The sequence below is a fragment of the Mixta mediterraneensis genome, from assembly GCF_030283135.1.
Taxonomy (GTDB): Bacteria; Pseudomonadota; Gammaproteobacteria; order Enterobacterales; family Enterobacteriaceae; genus Pantoea; species Pantoea mediterraneensis.
Genome location: NZ_JASUAZ010000008.1, coordinates 103,300 through 120,382 on the forward strand (window position 1 = coordinate 103,300; position 17,083 = coordinate 120,382).

Below are 17,083 nucleotides of genomic sequence, written 5' to 3' on the forward strand. Positions count from 1 at the left end.
TAAACCAAAAATAAAAAATATAGTTTACAAGTATAACCACGTTAATCGTCGGGATGACACCCTTTTTTGGAGCAGGCAATGGCACAACGTTGGACACTCGCGCAGGCACAGGCGCTATTTGATAAACCGTTTCTCGAACTCATGTTTGAAGCGCAGCAGGTACATCGTGAGCACTTCGATCCGCGCCAGGTGCAGGTCAGCACCTTGTTATCCATCAAAACTGGCGCCTGTCCGGAAGACTGCAAATACTGTCCGCAAAGTGCGCGCTATAAAACCGGACTTGAGTCCGAGCGGCTAATGGAAGTGGATGAAGTCTTAACCTCCGCCCGCAAGGCTAAAGCCGCGGGTTCCAGCCGTTTCTGTATGGGCGCAGCATGGAAGAACCCCAGTGACCGCGACATGCCTTATCTCGAAAAAATGGTCGAGGGCGTAAAGGCGATGGGGATGGAAACCTGTATGACGCTGGGCACGCTTAGCGACACGCAGGCACAGCGACTTGCCGGTGCCGGACTGGATTTTTATAACCACAATCTTGACACCTCGCCGGAATTTTACGGCAGCATTATCACTACCCGCAGCTATCAGGAGCGCCTGGATACGCTGGGTAAAGTACGTGATGCCGGTATAAAAGTGTGTTCAGGCGGCATAGTGGGCCTGGGCGAAACCGTTAACGATCGCGCCGGGCTTCTGGTGCAGCTGGCAAACCTGCCGACGCCACCAGAAAGCGTGCCAATTAATATGCTGGTAAAGGTGAAAGGCACGCCGCTGGCAGATAACGATGACGTTGAGCCTTTCGATTTTATCCGCACCATCGCGGTTGCGCGCATCATGATGCCAACTTCGCACGTACGCCTTTCCGCAGGCCGTGAACAGATGAGTGAGCAAACCCAGGCAATGTGTTTTATGGCCGGGGCTAACTCCATCTTTTACGGTTGCAAGCTGCTGACCACGCCAAACCCGGAAGAAGACAAAGATCACCTACTGTTCCGCAAACTGGGACTGAACCCGGAACATACGCATACGCAAAACGGCGATAACGAACAGCAGCAGCATTTAAGCGAACAGCTGTTTAAAGCCGATACCGAACAGTTCTATAACGCGGCGGTGTAATGAGCTGGCAGCATCGCATTACCGAGGCACTGACGCAGCGGCGCGCAGCCGATGGCTGGCGCCAGCGCCATATCACCGAAGGCAACCACACCCGCTCGCTGCTGCTGGCGGGTAAGCGTTATCGCCACTTTTCCAGCAACGATTACCTCGGATTGAGTCAGCATCCTGCGGTGATTGCGGGCTGGCGGCAGGGCGCTGAGCAAGCCGGTGCAGGGGCGGGCGCATCGGGCCACGTAACCGGCTTCCATCGTCTGCATGCCGATCTGGAAGCGCAGCTTGCCGACTGGCTGGGTTATTCGCGTGCACTGCTGTTTATTTCTGGTTTTGCTGCCAACCAGGCGGTGATCCATCTGCTGGCGGAAAAAAACGATCGCATTCTGGCGGACAAACTGGCGCACGCGTCGCTATTAGATGCGGCCAGCCATAGCCCGGCGCAACTGCGTCGTTTCAGTCATAACGATGTCCAGAGCCTCGCGACGCGCTTAGATGCGCCCTGTGACGGCGAAACGCTGGTGGTGACAGAAGGCATTTTCAGTATGGATGGCGACAGCGCGCCGCTAAGCGCAATTGCTGAACAAACGCGTCGCGCTAACGGCTGGCTGTTGGTGGATGATGCGCATGGCATTGGTGTGACAGGCGAGCAGGGACGCGGTAGCTGCTGGCAGCAAAAGGTAAAACCGGAACTGTTAGTCGTGACGTTTGGCAAAGCGTTTGGTGTCAGCGGTGCGGCATTGCTGTGTGATGACGCAACCGCAGACTACTTCATGCAGTTCTCTCGCCACCTGATTTATTCAACGGCGATGCCACCGGCGCAAGCCTGTGCGTTGCAAACGGCGCTGCAACAGATTCAGCAAGGTGACGCGTTGCGCCAGCAGCTCAACGCCAATATTCAGCGCTTCCGTGCGGGCGCGGCTTCGCTACCGTGGCAATTGATGAATTCCGACAGCGCTATCCAGCCGTTAATTGTCGGCGGCAATGCTCAGGCAATGGCGTTATCGCAAAAACTGGCCGATGCGGGTTGCTGGGTCAGCGCGATACGCCCCCCCACCGTGCCGCCGGGCACAGCCCGGTTGCGTATAACCTTAACCGCCGCGCATTTGCCTGAAGATATAGACGTATTACTGGAGGCGCTGCATGACGCTGTTGGTGGATAAACGCGCCGTGGCACGCGCTTTTGGCCGTGCGGCCACGCATTATGATCGCCACGCGGCATTGCAACGCTTAAGCGGCGACGCACTGCTGGCGCTGGCACCGCTGCACACCGGTAAAAAGGTGCTGGATGCCGGATGTGGGACGGGCTGGTATAGCCATGTCTGGCGACAGCGCGGCAAGCAAGTCACCGCACTCGATTTGTCAGCACAGATGCTTCAACAGGCCCGACAAAATAACGCGGCCGACCATTACCTGATGGGGGATATTGATGCCCTACCGTTTGCCAGCGCCAGTATGGACATGGTGTGGAGCAACCTGGTGGTGCAGTGGAGCGACACGTTACGTGCAGCGCTGAGCCAGTTTACGCGTGTGCTGAAGCCAGAAGGTTGCTTGCTGTTTTCTACGTTAAGTGCCGGTTCGCTGCATGAAGTGCATCAGGCCTGGTCGCATATTGATAATGGCACCCATGCCAATCATTTCCTGAATGAACAGGAGATCGCGACTACCTGTGCTGAATATCACCTGAAATGTCAGTCGCAGGTGATTACGTTGCATTTTCCGGATGCGCTTAGCGCAATGCGCTCCCTAAAAGGTATTGGCGCAACGCATTTGCATCAGGGGCGTGAAAGCCACTTATTAACACGTCAGCGTCTGGCGCAGCTGGAAAAACACTGGCCACGCGACGCACAAGGATTTCGCCTTAGTTACCATTTGATGTATGGAGTCAGTTCATGATGAAACGCTGGTTTATCACCGGCACCGACACCGAAGTCGGTAAAACCGTTGCCAGCAGCGCGTTACTGCAAGCGGCAAGCGCAGCGGGTTTTCGTACCGCGGGTTACAAGCCGGTAGCGTCAGGCTGCGACGTTACGCCTGAAGGCATTCGTAATAGCGATGCGCTGGCCTTACTGCGCTACAGCAGCGTGGCGCTGGATTACCCACAGGTCAATCCGCTGGCGTTTATTGAACCAACCTCACCGCATATCATCAGCGCCGAAGAGGAAAGGCCAATTACATTTGATACGTTATCGACAGGGTTACGTCAGCTGGAGCCGCTAGCCGAGTGGATTTTGGTTGAGGGCGCAGGCGGTTGGTATACGCCGCTATCGGCAAGTGAAACTTACGCCGACTGGGTGGAAGCGGAACAGCTACCGGTGATTTTAGTGGTGGGCGTGAAACTGGGCTGCATTAATCACGCTATGCTTACGTCTGATGCGATAAAAGCACGTGGGCTGCGCCTGGCGGGCTGGATCGCCAATACCGTTTTGCCGCCGGGCAAACGCCACCAGGAGTATCTTACTACGCTGAAACAGCGTTTACCGGCACCCTGTCTCGGCGAGATTCCGTATCTCACCGATGCCGCCCAGTATGCCGACTGTGGCCGCTATTTGACCTTGCCTGCCTGATCACATCACCGTCAGCCATTTGTTGACGGTGAAATCATCTAACTGCGCCACTTTGCCCTGCGCCACATTGCGCCCGCGGTGCAGCAGTAGAAAATAATCGGCAACCCGACGAATCAGTGACACACGCTGCTCCAGCAGCAATATCGTCATGCCGTAATCCAGATTGAGGCGGCGGATCAAATTTCCCATTTCTTCTTCCAGCCATGGCGACATGCCATCGGTGGGCTCGTCCAGAATTAACAGTTTGGGCTGTAATACCAGCGCCCGCGCTAGCGCCAGCTGCTGTTGTTGATCAACCGGCAGATCGCCACTGCGCTGCTGGCGTAAAGAATAGAGGGCAGGAAACAGATCAAATACCATTTCAGGGATAGCGCGATGGCGATCTGCCTGATCCGCACCTGCCAGTAGCGCGATCAATAAATTATCTTCAACACTCATCTGCGTGAAAATATGGCTTCCTTGAGGTACATAGCCAATGCCTCTGCGCGCGCGTTGTTCAGCCGGTTGCAGCAGCAAATCCTCCGGCGGTGCGCCATTTTCCTGCCAGAATATTGAGCCACTGTTGATCGGCAGTTTGCCCATAATGCAATTCACTAACGTGGTTTTGCCCATACCGGGGCGACCCAGAACGCCGGTACAGGTGCCGGGGGGGAGATCCAGATCCACATCCCACAGTATGTGATTTTGACCGTAAAATTGATTTACCGAACGTAAACTCAGCATCTTATACACTCCTTCCAGATAATTGGCCTGAATGCTTCCGCTCTTTGTCGTCTGGCAAACAAGACATCAACAATGGCGCTTCCGCCATTGCCGCACAGTACGCCAACGAGCGCGGGGACGCTTACCGATACCAGAACTTGCAATTCTCAGGCCAGATTCAAAATATGGCCTGTTCTAGCCTGAGAAAGCGATAAAATGGCGGCCAAACATGAGAAATGTTTAACCATTTCTGAAGTGATAAAAACATTGCACTCAGACAGTGCCGGATGCTTAACGGTTCTGGTACAGCTGTGCTGTGACGAAGCACCGCACCTGATGATGACCGGCCTTTAAAAGACTCTTTCAGCGAGTAAATTTTTCATCAAGGCTCCAAAAGGATAGTTAAAGCTTTACAGAAAGGGGCAAATTTAGCCGAAAAAAATTTATTTCTAAGCGGGATTTTGCTGGGGGAAAAATTATACACAGCCGATGGCGACAGGGCTGACTTTAGTTATCCACTATTCCTGTGGATAACCTTGTGCATTAGGTAATGAAAACAGGTTGAAAGCGAGGAAATACGCGGCTTGTTCACATTATGCTGAGAAACTGGGCTTTTCGGCCTTAATGAATAAATTCAAAAAGTTAATAAAAAACAAGCCTAAGGATTATCCGGCAGTTCATCAAACCGTAATTTTATGACGCTCTATTGACAAATGTTAAAATGACGCTCCATCTGGGGATAACCTTGCGCAACAAAGATGCCGTGTCTGGCTTATACATTCTGTTTACAGATTACGGCGACTTTCCTCATAACAGTGCAGAATTACTGTTGTTATATCCAGTATTTTTTTCTGGTAAAATTGCCATAGCGGAGTAAACTTATCGCCTGCCCGCCGACTTCTTCAGCAGGAACCACATTCATGAGTAAAGCCTTTAAATTAAATTCTGCTTTCAAGCCCTCTGGCGACCAGCCTGAAGCGATCCGTCGCCTGGAAGAAGGGCTTGAGGATGGACTGGCTCATCAGACGCTGCTAGGCGTAACCGGCTCGGGGAAAACGTTTACCGTAGCCAACGTCATTGCCGATCTTAATCGGCCTACGATGGTACTGGCACCGAATAAAACGCTGGCGGCGCAGCTCTATGGTGAAATGAAAGAATTTTTCCCGGACAACGCTGTGGAATTCTTTGTCTCTTATTACGACTATTATCAGCCCGAGGCCTATGTTCCCAGCTCCGATACCTTTATTGAAAAGGATGCCTCGGTAAACGAACATATCGAGCAGATGCGCCTTTCCGCGACCAAAGCGCTGCTTGAGCGCCGCGATGTGATTGTGGTGGCGTCGGTTTCAGCGATCTACGGTCTGGGCGATCCCGATCTCTATCTGAAAATGATGCTCCATCTGACGCGCGGCATGATTATCGATCAGCGCAGTATTCTGCGCCGTCTGTCGGAGCTGCAATACACCCGTAACGATCAGGCTTTCCAGCGCGGCACGTTCCGCGTGCGCGGTGAGGTGATCGACATCTTTCCGGCAGAATCCGATGACATCGCGTTGCGTGTGGAACTGTTTGATGAAGAGGTCGAACGGCTGTCGTTATTTGATCCGCTGACCGGTCAGGTGGAGTCGGTGATCCCGCGTTTTACCATTTATCCCAAGACGCACTATGTCACGCCGCGCGAGCGTATATTGCAGGCGATGGAAGACGTTAAAGTTGAGCTGGCTGACCGTCGCAAAGTATTACTGGAAAACAATAAGCTGTTAGAAGAGCAGCGTATTACTCAGCGTACCCAGTTTGATTTGGAGATGATGGGCGAATTAGGTTATTGCTCCGGTATCGAAAACTATTCGCGCTATCTTTCCGGGCGCGGACCGGGCGAAGCGCCACCCACGTTATTTGATTATTTGCCTGCGGATGGGTTGCTGGTGGTGGATGAATCCCACGTCACCATTCCACAAATCGGCGGCATGTACCGCGGCGATCGGGCGCGTAAAGAAACGCTGGTGGAATACGGTTTCCGCTTGCCGTCCGCGCTGGATAACCGCCCAATGAAATTTGAAGAGTTTGAAGCGCTGGCCCCACAAACGATTTATGTCTCCGCGACGCCAGGCAATTATGAACTGGAAAAATCGGGCTCCGAAGTTATCGATCAGGTGGTGCGCCCGACCGGTTTGCTGGATCCGATCCTTGAGGTGCGCCCGGTCGCGACCCAGGTTGACGATCTGCTGTCAGAGATCCGCCAGCGCGTGGCGATCAACGAGCGCGTCCTGGTGACTGTGCTGACTAAACGCATGGCAGAAGATCTTACCGAATACCTTGAAGAACACGGCGAAAAAGTGCGTTATCTGCACTCGGATATTGATACCGTTGAGCGTATGGAGATTATCCGCGATTTGCGTTTGGGCGAATTTGACGTACTGGTGGGGATTAACCTGCTGCGTGAAGGTCTGGATATGCCAGAAGTGTCACTGGTGGCGATTCTGGATGCGGATAAAGAAGGTTTTCTGCGTTCCGAACGCTCGTTGATTCAAACCATTGGCCGTGCCGCACGTAATATCAATGGGAAAGCGATTCTTTATGGCGACAAAATTACGCCATCAATGGCGCGCGCCATTGAAGAGACTGAGCGTCGTCGTGAAAAACAGCAGCAATATAACGAAGCCAACGGCATCGTACCGCAGGGCCTGAATAAAAAGATCACTGATATTCTGGAGTTGGGTAATAACGTGGTGAAAACGCGCGGCAAAGCCAGGTCAACACGACGTGGTGCAGCCGAAGCGGAAGCCGATTATCTGGCCTTGTCGCCGCAGGCACTGCAGAAAAAGATCCACGAGCTGGAAGGGCAGATGCAGCAGCATGCGCAGAACCTGGAATTTGAGCAGGCGGCTAACGTGCGCGATCAGCTGCATGAACTGCGCACGCTTTTTATTGCTGCATCGTAATTTAGTTTAACCCCTGGATGGCGTGTTCTAATGCGACGCGTAACAGCTGGCGGTCATGACGATATTGAATGTCAGCGGCTTCCAGCGGTTCGCGCACAATTAGCCGGTTCTCAATGTTGCGGGTATCGGCTGCCGGGCTAATCACAATGGCATCAATGACGCGTTTGCCAATATAACGTTCCATCATTTCCAGCTTATCGGCAACGGTCAGGCTGGCGGCGGCGGGGCTTAGCTCACGTCCCAGATTGCCAATGTAGACCATGGTCGCGGGCGTACGACGCAGCGCCTGAGCCATTTCTTCCATCAGTAAAATGGGCATCAGGCTGGTATAAAAACTGCCGGGACCAATCAGAATAAGATCGGCTTCAGCAATGGCTTCCAGTGCTTCACGGGTAGGCTGCACGTTAGGATGCAACATCATTTCCTGCGGCGGTTGCTTCATCTCATCGATGGCGGTTTCGCCGTAAACCATATTGCCTTCGTTATCCAGCGCCACCAGGTCAACCGGCTGCTCGGACATCGGGATGAGAAACGCATCTACTTTTAATAAATTGCGAATAATATTAATGGCTTCGAGTGGACGCACGCTAAGGTGATCGAGCGCTTTCAGCATCAAATTGCCCAGATTATGACCTGCCAGCTCACCGTTGCCGGCAAAGCGATATTCAAACATCGCTGACGCCACGCTGGGTTCAGCGATTAACTGGTTAATACAATTACGCATGTCACCCCATGCAATACCGCCTTCTGAGCGACGGATACGCCCGGTCGAGCCACCATTATCCGTGGTCGTAACAATGCCGGTCAGGCGCGAACCAAGCGGGGAAAGCGCCGACATCACGCGTCCTAAACCATGTCCGCCACCTAAAGCCACGACGCGATCGAGATCGGCCAGTGTTCGATTCATACTTCTCCTTAAAACGCGCCGGGTGCCTGACCTCTTAAAAACAGGGCCGGACGAGGATGACAATCATCAATTTCTGCTGTGCATTTTAACGTATCCTGTCGCGAAAATGCGGTGAAAGTTCGTTATGTTACTAAATATATAGCGAAAACAGCCGATGGAATAGTATGAAATTTCGCGCTACCATCACTCTAACCGCGTTGATCATAAGGTCAGCGTACACTCTAGCCTGAGTGCCTAAGTCGCAAGATAGGGGATTCAGGCCGTAGCCTTCGCGCTACCAGGGTGCAGAAAGAAATGCCTGCATCTCCCGAATCTGGAAAGGTGTTCCGGTGCCACAATTTACTGATGCATTTGAACGTAAGTTCTATTACTTGCGTTTGTCGGTCACGGACGTATGCAACTTCCGTTGTACCTACTGTTTGCCGGACGGCTACAAACCGCACGGCATCCGTAATAAAAGCTTTCTTTCGCTGGATGAAATTCGTCGTGTGACGCGCGCATTTGCTGCCGCAGGCACTGAAAAAGTGCGCCTGACCGGTGGCGAACCATCACTACGGCGCGATTTCACCGACATCATCGCTGCAGTACGTGAAAACGCTTCGATTCGCCATATTGCTGTTACCACCAACGGCTATCGCCTTGCGCGCGACGTCAGACAGTGGCGCGATGCCGGTTTAACCGCGCTCAACGTCAGCGTTGATAGCCTGGATGCGCGTCAGTTTCATGCTATTACCGGTCAGGATAAATTCCATCAGGTGATGGCAGGAATCGATGCGGCCTTTGACGCGGGTTTTCAGCAGGTCAAAGTCAACAGCGTGCTGATGCGCGATCTTAACAGTCACAACCTGATTACCTTCCTTGACTGGATTCGACCTCGCCCCATTCAGCTACGTTTTATCGAACTGATGGAAACCGGCGACGGCGGCTCGCTGTTTCGTCAGCAGCATGTCTCTGGCGCCGTGATCCGCGATCAATTGATCGCCCAGGGCTGGCAACGTCGCTTAAGCGGACGCAGCGATGGTCCGGCCCAGGTGTTTTCTCACCCGGATTATATTGGCGAAATTGGCTTAATCATGCCGTATGCCAAAGATTTTTGTGCCAGCTGCAACCGTCTGCGCGTGTCTGCCCAGGGTAATCTGCATCTTTGCCTGTTTGGCGAAGGTGGCATACCGCTGCGCGATTTGCTGGCCGCTGATGATCAGCAGCTGGAGCTGCAAGCGCGTATCGCCAGCAGCCTCGGTCAGAAAAAGCAGACGCATTTTCTGCATCAGGGTAATACCGGCATGACACAAAATCTTTCTTATATTGGCGGATAATTCAGGAGCCACCATGGGTAAACCAACCCCCGAATTTCAACCGTTGCAGCTTGCCGTGCTAACCGTTTCGGACAGCCGCGATGCCGACAATGACACATCTGGTGATTACCTACGTGAAGCGGCTCGCGAAGCCGGGCATAGCGTGGTTGATCACGCCATTGTGCCGGACAACCTTTACCGGGTACGCGCTATTGTTTCGCGCTGGATCGCCAGCGAAGATGTGCAGGTGGTGATGGTGAATGGGGGGACGGGGTTCAACCCCAAAAACAGTACGCCGGAAGCGCTACTGCCGCTTTTTGACCGCGAGATTGACGGTTTTGGCGAGCTGTTTCGCATGATTTCCTATGAAGACATCGGTGGTTCAACCCTGCAATCGCGTGCGGTAGCGGGTATGGCGAATCAAACGTTGATTTTCGCCGTACCCGGCTCCACGCCTGCCTGTCGCAGTGCCTGGGAGCGCATTATTGCCGATCAACTGGATGCGCGTACGCGCCCGTGTAATTTCGTTTCACATCTGAAGAAGCTGTAAATATGTCACAACTCACACACATTAATGCCGCCGGTGAAGCCCACATGGTGGATGTCTCAGCCAAAGCGGACACGGTGCGCGAAGCGCAGGCGGAAGCGTTGGTGCTGATGAAACCGGAAACGCTGCAAATGATTGTTGAAGGCAGCCACCATAAAGGGGATGTTTTTGCCACTGCGCGCATTGCCGGTATTCAGGCGGCTAAACGGACCTGGGAATTGATTCCGCTGTGCCATCCGCTGATGCTGAGCAAAGTTGAGGTAAACCTGGTTGCCGAGCCGGCGTTTAATCGGGTGCGCATCACCTCGCTGTGTCGCCTGAGCGGCAAAACCGGGGTTGAAATGGAAGCGTTAACTGCGGCTTCTGTGGCGGCTCTGACGATCTATGACATGTGCAAAGCGGCGCAGAAAGATATTGTTATCGAAAAGCTGCGTTTACTGAGCAAAAGCGGCGGTAAATCCGGTGATTTTCAGGCGGGTGGGGCATGATTAAAGTGCTGTTTTTTGCGCAGGTCCGCGAATTAATCGGCACGGGCGAAATAGACATTTCCCCAGCTTATCCCGACATTGCCGCGTTGCGTCGTGCGCTGGCTGAGCGGGGCGATCGCTGGGCGCTGGCGCTGGACTCCGACAAACTGCTGGCGGCGGTGAATCAAACTCTGGTGCCGATGACGCATCCGTTGCGGGCAGGCGATGAAGTGGCATTCTTTCCGCCGGTTACCGGAGGATAAGATGGAAACGCAAATTCGTGTTGGCCGCGCACCGTTTAATATGCCCGAAGAGTACAGCTGGCTGGCGGCCTGTGAAGAAGATGGCGCGGTGGTGACGTTTACCGGCAAGGTGCGCAACCATAATCTTGGCGATCACGTGGCGGCGCTGACGCTGGAGCATTATCCGGGCATGACCGAAAAGGCGTTGCAGGAAATCGTGGATGATGCACGCAAGCGCTGGCCGCTGCAGCGTATCACGGTAATACATCGTGTTGGCGAACTGTTTCCAGGCGATGAAATCGTCTTTGTCGGCGTGACCAGCGCGCATCGCAGCAGCGCATTTGCCGCTGCGGAATTTATTATGGATTACCTTAAAACCCGCGCTCCTTTCTGGAAACGTGAAACGACCGGGCAGGGCGAACGTTGGGTTGATGCGCGCGCCAGCGACCAGCAGGCAGCACAGCGCTGGGATTAAGGTTTTTTAAGCTGCTCGGCGGGAGCGAAATGTGTTTCGCCATGCGCGTGTTCACCGCCGCCCGCCACGCGTTTCAGTTGGATCACCTGTCCTTGTTCCCAGGCATTCGCTCCTGGCACCACCGGATGCGTCACAATATCGGCGCGTTCGGCACGGATCTTTTTCGTCTCTATATCAAACCGCTTATCACGATCGGCCAGCAGGCGTGGATCCAGCTGTCCATCGGCGGTGAATCCCATCATTAACGCCGGAATGCCCAGCGGCAAGGCTTTGTCGCGATCGGTGTGCCAGGTATGCCAGGTTTTTCCGTAAGTATTGGCGATGCGTTTCATTAACGCGTGATCGGCTGTGGCGGGTAAACCTGGCGCAATCAGTGAACCTGATTTCACCTCATATTGATGGCTGTGCCATAACTTCTTCTCTTCAGGCGGTAAGGTTTTGTATAACCGTTCGCTGATGATGTACTCCACACCCATGAGTTTTGCATCACGCGTATTGCCGTCGTAAATCACGGCCTGCATCACATCTTCATTTAGCACCGTCACGTAATGGTGCGCTTCCATCTGTCCATTCTGGTCGCCATTGTAGAAATGAAACCCATCCAGATAGGCGCTAATCGCATCAATGGGGGGACGGGATTGCAGGGCGGCCGCGCCGGTTTCCAGCACTTGCAGGGAAGCCGAGGCAGGCGCGCCTGGCGCATGGACATTGGCCGGAGAATTATTGCCGCCGCAGCCAACCAACAGCAAAATAAGCGTAGCGAGAGGTAAGCGTTTCAACATGTTGCAGCCTTTTAAGCGTAAAAGATTAAAAGTAGTTCAGAAAAACAGACCTGCCGCCTGATGCGCTGCAATGATAAGGTAGGCGTTTCGTTTCACCAGAGGACAGGCATGTCATCCACGACTCTTTTGCAGCGGCTGGCGTTGATTACCGCCCTGATGCTGGCGGGATGTAGTACCAAAAAATCACCGCAAGTACCGGTTCGCCAGCCTGCTGATGTCAAAGCACAAATTCAGAAGTTGCTACCTTCACACGTCACGCATAAATCAGACTGGGCCGACGATATTTACACCGCGTTCCGCACCCAGCAGATCGATCCCAGCAGCAGTAACCTGTGCGCAGCGATTGCCATTGCCGATCAGGAGTCTAATTTCAGCGCCGAAGCGGCGGTGCCGGGCTTGCCTAAAATTGCCTGGGGTGAAATCGATCGCCGTGCCGCCAGCGTTCATGTACCAGCGTTCCTGGTGCGTACTGCGCTGTTGATCAAATCCTCCAATGGAGAAAGCTATGCTGCGCGGCTGGATAAAGTCCGCAGTGAAAAAGAGCTAAGCGCTATCTTTGATGACTTTATTGACAGAATACCGATGGGGCAGAAGCTGTTTGGCAATCTTAATCCAATCCATACGGGGGGGCCGATGCAGGTCAGTATTGCCTTTGCTGAAGCGCATGCCAAAGGCTATCCGTGGCCGGTGGACGGCTCGATCCGCCGGGAAGTCTTTACCCGCCACGGCGGCATGTATTTCGGTATTATGCATCTGCTGGGCTATCCGGCCGATTACAGCCAGCCGCTGTATCGTTTCGCCGATTTTAATGCGGGCTGGTACGCCAGCCGTAACGCGGCCTTCCAGGCCGCTGTAGCACGTGTTACTGGCATGAAGCTGGCGCTGGATGGCGATCTTATTCTTTATGGCTCAGAACAAGCCGGTTCTACCGAACTGGCGGTGCGCACGCTGGCGAAGCGCATTGAGATGAATAACAGCGAAATTCGTGATGATTTAGAGAAAGGGGAGCAGGCAGATTTTAGCGACAGCGATGTGTGGAAGCAGGTGTTCACGCTGGCTGATAAAATAGCCGGGCGCCGTTTGCCGCGAGAAATGCTGCCTGGCATCCAGCTGGAAAGCCCCAAAATTACCCGTAAACTCACCACTGCCTGGTTTGCACAGCGTGTTGATAGTCGTTATCAACAATGCCTGTCGCGTCGTTAGTGCATAGGTTGTGGCATAGTTGAGCGGAGCTGTGCCACACTTAGCGAGTCTCCGTTTGACGGAGTGTGACCAAATCCAATTACAAGAGGTGCATCATGGACCGATATCCACGCAATGATTCAATAGTGCAGCCTGCGACCCGCGGGCTGCAGGTATATATGGCGCAGGTATATGGCTGGATGACCTGCGGCTTACTGCTCACTGCCTTTGTTTCCTGGTTTGCTGCCCGCACGCCAGCGATAATGGAGCTGGTGTTTGCTAATCGCATCACATTTTTTGGTTTGATTATCGTACAGCTCGGCCTGGTTTTCTTCCTTTCCGGCATGGTGCATCGCCTGAGCGGCGCGGTGGCAACCGGATTATTTATGCTGTATTCGGCGCTGACCGGGTTAACGATGGCGAGCATATTCCTGGTTTATACCTATTCTTCGATTGCCAGCACCTTCTTCGTCACCGCTGGAATGTTTGGCGCGATGAGCTGCTACGGCTACACCACTAAACGCGATCTGAGTGGCTTTGGCAGTTTGCTGTTTATGGCGTTAATTGGCATCGTGCTGGCGTCGCTGGTGAACTTCTGGCTGAAAAGCCCGGCGCTAATGTGGGCCATTACCTATATTGGTGTGGTGGTGTTTGTAGGCTTAACAGCGTATGACACCCAGAAACTGAAAAACATGGGTGCGCAGATCGATGTACGTGATACAGAAAACCTGCGTCGCTATTCAATTATGGGCGCGCTGACGTTGTATCTCGACTTTATTAACCTGTTCCTGATGTTACTGCGGATTTTTGGTAATCGCCGCTAGCCTGGCTTGTCTGAAATTTTAACCCTCTGGCAATACGCAAGAGGGTTAAAATGGCCCGCCTTATTTCTGCGCGTTCTGCAACTTCTTCTCATTTTTCTCACGCAGGTGCTTAGCCCGACTCTCCAGCAGCAAATAAAGCACCAGCGCCAGCAGCAGGGGTAAAATAAAGTACAACACGCGATAGGCCAGCAGCGCAGCAATGATTGTGCCATGCGTTGCATGTTGCCCGCTCAGTAACGCCAGGAATACCGCCTCCAGCACGCCAATGCCTGCCGGAATATGGATAATAACGCCTGCGATACTGCTGATTAACAACACACCCAGCACCACCGGATAGCCTACATTCCGGCCCAGCAGCAGCCAGATAATTGCGCCCATCACCATCCAGTTGGCGCAGGAGACCACAAACTGAAGCAGCGCCATGCGCAGCGATGGCAACTGCAATGTCTGACCTTTCACTGTCCAGCGGCGACGCTTTGAAAAGGCACAGGCCCACAAGTAGACCACCACCATCACCAGCAGCGCAGCACCAATTAATCGCAGCGTCGTCTCACCAATAAACCAGCCTGCGGGAACCGGAACCATGCCCGCCGTGAATACCACGCCTGCCAGCAGAATGTAGCCCAGCCAGTTAGTCGCAATGCTGATCGAGAAAATGCGCGTAATCGTGCCGTTGTTTAAGCCCAGGCGAGAATAGAGCCGGTAACGCATCGCGACACCGCCAACCCAGGTACTTAGCGTCAGATTGAAGGCGTAGCAGATAAATGACACCAGCATAACCTGACGCTTCGCCAGCTTGTGGCCACAGTAAGCGCGGCCAATCAAGTCATAGCAGCCATAAGTCAGGTAACTCGCTATCACTAACCCGGCGGCAATTAACACCACGAAACGGTCATAGTTAACGATGACCTTATACACATCCTCCCAGTTCACCTTGCGTGCATAGACCACCAGCAGCACGATCACCGCGATAAAAAACAGCCATGTGAGGATCTTTTTCGCCAGTCGCCAGCGAGGATGCTTTTTCGCCATCAGGGTTTCGCTCCTTCATTATCCGTTTCGATCCGGTCTTGCGTTTCCATTTCTGGCTGAACCGGGGGATCAACCTGAGCCAAAAGCGGCGTATGGGCGGGCAACCAACCGGCAATGGCCGGGAAGTGACGCAGGAAGTGGAACACGATCACGCTTTTGGTAAGATGCCACCAGGTGCGCGGCGGCAGTTTATCGTCCTGCACGCGCTGACAGTCTTCTGCCAGTAAATGTCCCAGATTTTCGCGCAGTGTCTGGTTAAACTGGCGATCGTGAATAATCAGGTTTGCTTCCAGATTTAGCGACAGGCTTAGCGGATCAAGGTTGCTGGAGCCGACCGTTGACCATTGCTGATCTTTCACGGCAATTTTACCGTGCAGCGGACGACGACAGTATTCATAAATCTCAACCCCTGCATCCACCAGGTAGTTATAGAGCATTTCTGCGCCGACTTTCACAATCGGCATATCCGGTTCGCCCTGCACAATCAGCCGGACGCGCACGCCACGCTGAGCCGCATTACGCATCTCACGCAGCAAACGGTAACCGGGAAAAAAGTAGGCATTGGCAATGATCACGTCTTCTCTGGCGCTGCGCAGCATATCAAGATAATGCATTTCGATGTCGTCGCGGTGCGCGTCATTGTCGCGATAAACGAACAGGACCTGGGCATCGCCTGGCGTGGCATTTTTTGCCGGACGATGCGAGCGCGCTCCCCACCAACGGCGCGTCGCCTGCTCACTGCCCATGGCATATTGCACATAGCGGGTAATGTCTGCCACTACCGGACCTTTAACTTCTACCGCATAATCCTGTTTTGCTTCCGGCCCGTAACTGGTGTTGTGTTCAGAAGAGAAATTAATTCCGCCAACGAAGGCGATAACGTCATCGATGACCACGATTTTACGGTGCAGGCGGCGGAATACATTGGTGCGCATACCCATGACCAGCGGACGCGGATCGTAATAGATAAAGCGCACGCCTGCACCGGTCAGGCTGTTGATAAAATCCTCTGACAGATCTGGCGACCCATAGCCGTCTACCATGACTTCAACTTTCACGCCGCGTTCTGCTGCTGCCAGTAATTCACGATGTAACGCTTTTCCAACTTCATCTTCAAACAGGATAAACGTTTCGAGCATTAGCGCGCGTTCGGCACGCTGAATAGCGCCAAATACCCGCGGAAAAAACTCATCGCCGTTTTCCAGCAGGCGTAGTTTATTACCCTCTTGCCAGTGAAAATTCATAGATGGATCTCCACAGCCAGCGGCGCGTGATCGGACAGGTGCGACCAGGGTTTACGCGGTAGCGCCCATGGATGACTTACCGTCGCGTTACGCACATAAATACGGTCCAGCCGCAGAAAAGGGAAGCGGGCCGGGAAGGTGCGCGCCGGGCGTCCGGTTTTCATGCTGAAAACTTCTTTTAATCCCGCGCCTTGTTTCAGGATCTTATTGGCGCGATGCTGCCAGTCGTTAAAGTCACCTGCCACCACCAGCGGCGCATCGGGCGGCAGTGAAGCAATCATCTCGCACATCATCTTCATTTGCGCATGGCGATGCGCCTCTTTCAGCCCCAAATGTACGCAGATCACATGCAGCAAGCCGTGTGGTTCAGGCAGGGCAATTTTACAGTGCAACATGCCGCGATTTTCACTTCCGGCAACAGAAATATCGCGATTTTCATAATCGGTAATAGGAAAACGTGACAAAATGGCGTTACCGTGATGTCCCTCGGGATAAACGGCGTTGCGCCCGTAGGCATAATCATTCCACATTGTGTCGGCCAGAAATTCGTAATGCGACATATTCGGCCAGTTTTCATGGTGCAGCGGGTGGATGGCGTGCGTACCCATCACCTCTTGCAAAAAAACCACATCCGCTGAGGTCGCGCGAACGGCTTCGCGTAGTTCCGGCAGGATGAAGCGGCGATTGAAGGGGGCAAAACCCTTGTGTGTATTGATCGTCAGGACTTTAAATGAAAATCCTTGCTTGTTTTGTGGCATACTCGCGACGCACTCC

The 17,083-nt window shown here is 53.5% G+C and carries 18 protein-coding genes and 1 riboswitch; of the genes, 12 read left to right on the forward strand and 6 right to left on the reverse strand.

The features are described from left to right. Positions 1-78 precede the first annotated feature (78 nt). The 4 genes from bioB to bioD are packed head-to-tail and all read left to right on the forward strand — an operon-like array spanning position 79 to position 3,668. Positions 79-1,110, forward strand: coding sequence for a biotin synthase BioB (bioB, locus tag QRY16_RS07855; RefSeq protein ID WP_193403449.1), 1,032 nt, complete (start codon positions 79-81; stop codon positions 1,108-1,110). Then, positions 1,110-2,264, forward strand: a complete 1,155-nt coding sequence (bioF, locus tag QRY16_RS07860; protein WP_289776199.1) for an 8-amino-7-oxononanoate synthase — start codon at positions 1,110-1,112, stop codon at positions 2,262-2,264. Before bioB ends, bioF begins: the two co-directional genes overlap by 1 nt. After that, a complete protein-coding gene (gene bioC / locus QRY16_RS07865; RefSeq protein WP_289776200.1) occupies positions 2,245-2,997 on the forward strand; it encodes a malonyl-ACP O-methyltransferase BioC in 753 nt (250 codons plus the stop codon). The genes bioF and bioC overlap by 20 nt, the downstream gene beginning before the upstream one ends. Next, complete coding sequence (gene bioD / locus QRY16_RS07870) at positions 2,997-3,668, forward strand: dethiobiotin synthase (protein ID WP_193403927.1); 672 nt, start codon at positions 2,997-2,999, stop codon at positions 3,666-3,668. Before bioC ends, bioD begins: the two co-directional genes overlap by 1 nt. Here the strand turns inward: bioD and QRY16_RS07875 are convergent, their stop codons facing one another. Continuing rightward, on the reverse strand, positions 3,669-4,391 hold the full coding sequence (locus QRY16_RS07875) for an ABC transporter ATP-binding protein (protein WP_289776201.1): 723 nt from the start codon (positions 4,389-4,391) through the stop codon (positions 3,669-3,671). An 899-nt stretch (positions 4,392-5,290) separates the two neighbouring features. Between QRY16_RS07875 and uvrB the strand changes: the two genes are divergently transcribed. After that, positions 5,291-7,312, forward strand: coding sequence for an excinuclease ABC subunit UvrB (gene uvrB, locus QRY16_RS07880; protein WP_193403440.1), 2,022 nt, complete (start codon positions 5,291-5,293; stop codon positions 7,310-7,312). Position 7,313: 1 nt separating this feature from the next. Here the strand turns inward: uvrB and QRY16_RS07885 are convergent, their stop codons facing one another. Further along, positions 7,314-8,219, reverse strand: coding sequence for a gluconeogenesis factor YvcK family protein (locus QRY16_RS07885; RefSeq protein ID WP_289776202.1), 906 nt, complete (start codon positions 8,217-8,219; stop codon positions 7,314-7,316). Positions 8,220-8,424: 205 nt separating this feature from the next. Further along, positions 8,425-8,559: riboswitch (molybdenum cofactor riboswitch) on the forward strand. Here QRY16_RS07885 and moaA point away from each other — a divergent pair. The 5 genes from moaA to moaE all read left to right on the forward strand — a co-directional run bounded on the left by moaA (position 8,549) and on the right by moaE (position 11,245). Continuing rightward, positions 8,549-9,535 (forward strand): GTP 3',8-cyclase MoaA, encoded by a 987-nt coding sequence (gene moaA, locus QRY16_RS07890; protein WP_289776203.1) that lies wholly within the window; start codon positions 8,549-8,551, stop codon positions 9,533-9,535. It overlaps the preceding riboswitch by 11 nt. 13 nt (positions 9,536-9,548) lie before the next feature. Next, positions 9,549-10,064, forward strand: coding sequence for a molybdenum cofactor biosynthesis protein B (gene moaB, locus QRY16_RS07895; protein ID WP_289776204.1), 516 nt, complete (start codon positions 9,549-9,551; stop codon positions 10,062-10,064). 2 nt (positions 10,065-10,066) lie between these two features. Next, positions 10,067-10,549, forward strand: coding sequence for a cyclic pyranopterin monophosphate synthase MoaC (gene moaC / locus QRY16_RS07900; RefSeq protein ID WP_289776205.1), 483 nt, complete (start codon positions 10,067-10,069; stop codon positions 10,547-10,549). After that, a complete protein-coding gene (gene moaD, locus QRY16_RS07905; RefSeq protein ID WP_289776206.1) occupies positions 10,546-10,791 on the forward strand; it encodes a molybdopterin synthase sulfur carrier subunit in 246 nt (81 codons plus the stop codon). Before moaC ends, moaD begins: the two co-directional genes overlap by 4 nt. 1 nt (position 10,792) lies before the next feature. Then, positions 10,793-11,245, forward strand: a complete 453-nt coding sequence (moaE, locus tag QRY16_RS07910) for a molybdopterin synthase catalytic subunit MoaE (RefSeq protein WP_289776207.1) — start codon at positions 10,793-10,795, stop codon at positions 11,243-11,245. On the opposite strand, the gene QRY16_RS07915 is transcribed toward moaE, so the two are convergent. Next, on the reverse strand, positions 11,242-12,024 hold the full coding sequence (locus tag QRY16_RS07915) for an OBAP family protein (protein ID WP_289776229.1): 783 nt from the start codon (positions 12,022-12,024) through the stop codon (positions 11,242-11,244). The two genes, moaE and QRY16_RS07915, sit on opposite strands and share 4 nt — an antisense overlap. A 111-nt stretch (positions 12,025-12,135) precedes the next feature. Here QRY16_RS07915 and QRY16_RS07920 point away from each other — a divergent pair, with 111 nt between their 5' ends. Beyond that, entirely contained in the window at positions 12,136-13,230 is a 1,095-nt protein-coding gene (locus tag QRY16_RS07920; protein ID WP_289776208.1) for a DUF1615 domain-containing protein, read from the forward strand. 95 nt (positions 13,231-13,325) lie between these two features. Next, positions 13,326-14,033 (forward strand): Bax inhibitor-1/YccA family protein, encoded by a 708-nt coding sequence (locus tag QRY16_RS07925; RefSeq protein ID WP_193403423.1) that lies wholly within the window; start codon positions 13,326-13,328, stop codon positions 14,031-14,033. A 60-nt stretch (positions 14,034-14,093) separates the two neighbouring features. Here the strand turns inward: QRY16_RS07925 and QRY16_RS07930 are convergent, their stop codons facing one another. From QRY16_RS07930 to QRY16_RS07940, 3 genes are read right to left on the reverse strand one after another with little or no spacing between them, the layout of a single operon-like run. Beyond that, a complete protein-coding gene (locus QRY16_RS07930; protein WP_289776209.1) occupies positions 14,094-15,065 on the reverse strand; it encodes a lysylphosphatidylglycerol synthase domain-containing protein in 972 nt (323 codons plus the stop codon). Next, on the reverse strand, positions 15,065-16,309 hold the full coding sequence (clsB, locus tag QRY16_RS07935; protein WP_289776210.1) for a cardiolipin synthase ClsB: 1,245 nt from the start codon (positions 16,307-16,309) through the stop codon (positions 15,065-15,067). The genes QRY16_RS07930 and clsB overlap by 1 nt, the downstream gene beginning before the upstream one ends. Then, positions 16,306-17,067, reverse strand: coding sequence for an endonuclease/exonuclease/phosphatase family protein (locus QRY16_RS07940; protein WP_289776211.1), 762 nt, complete (start codon positions 17,065-17,067; stop codon positions 16,306-16,308). Before QRY16_RS07940 ends, clsB begins: the two co-directional genes overlap by 4 nt. Positions 17,068-17,083 lie beyond the last annotated feature (16 nt).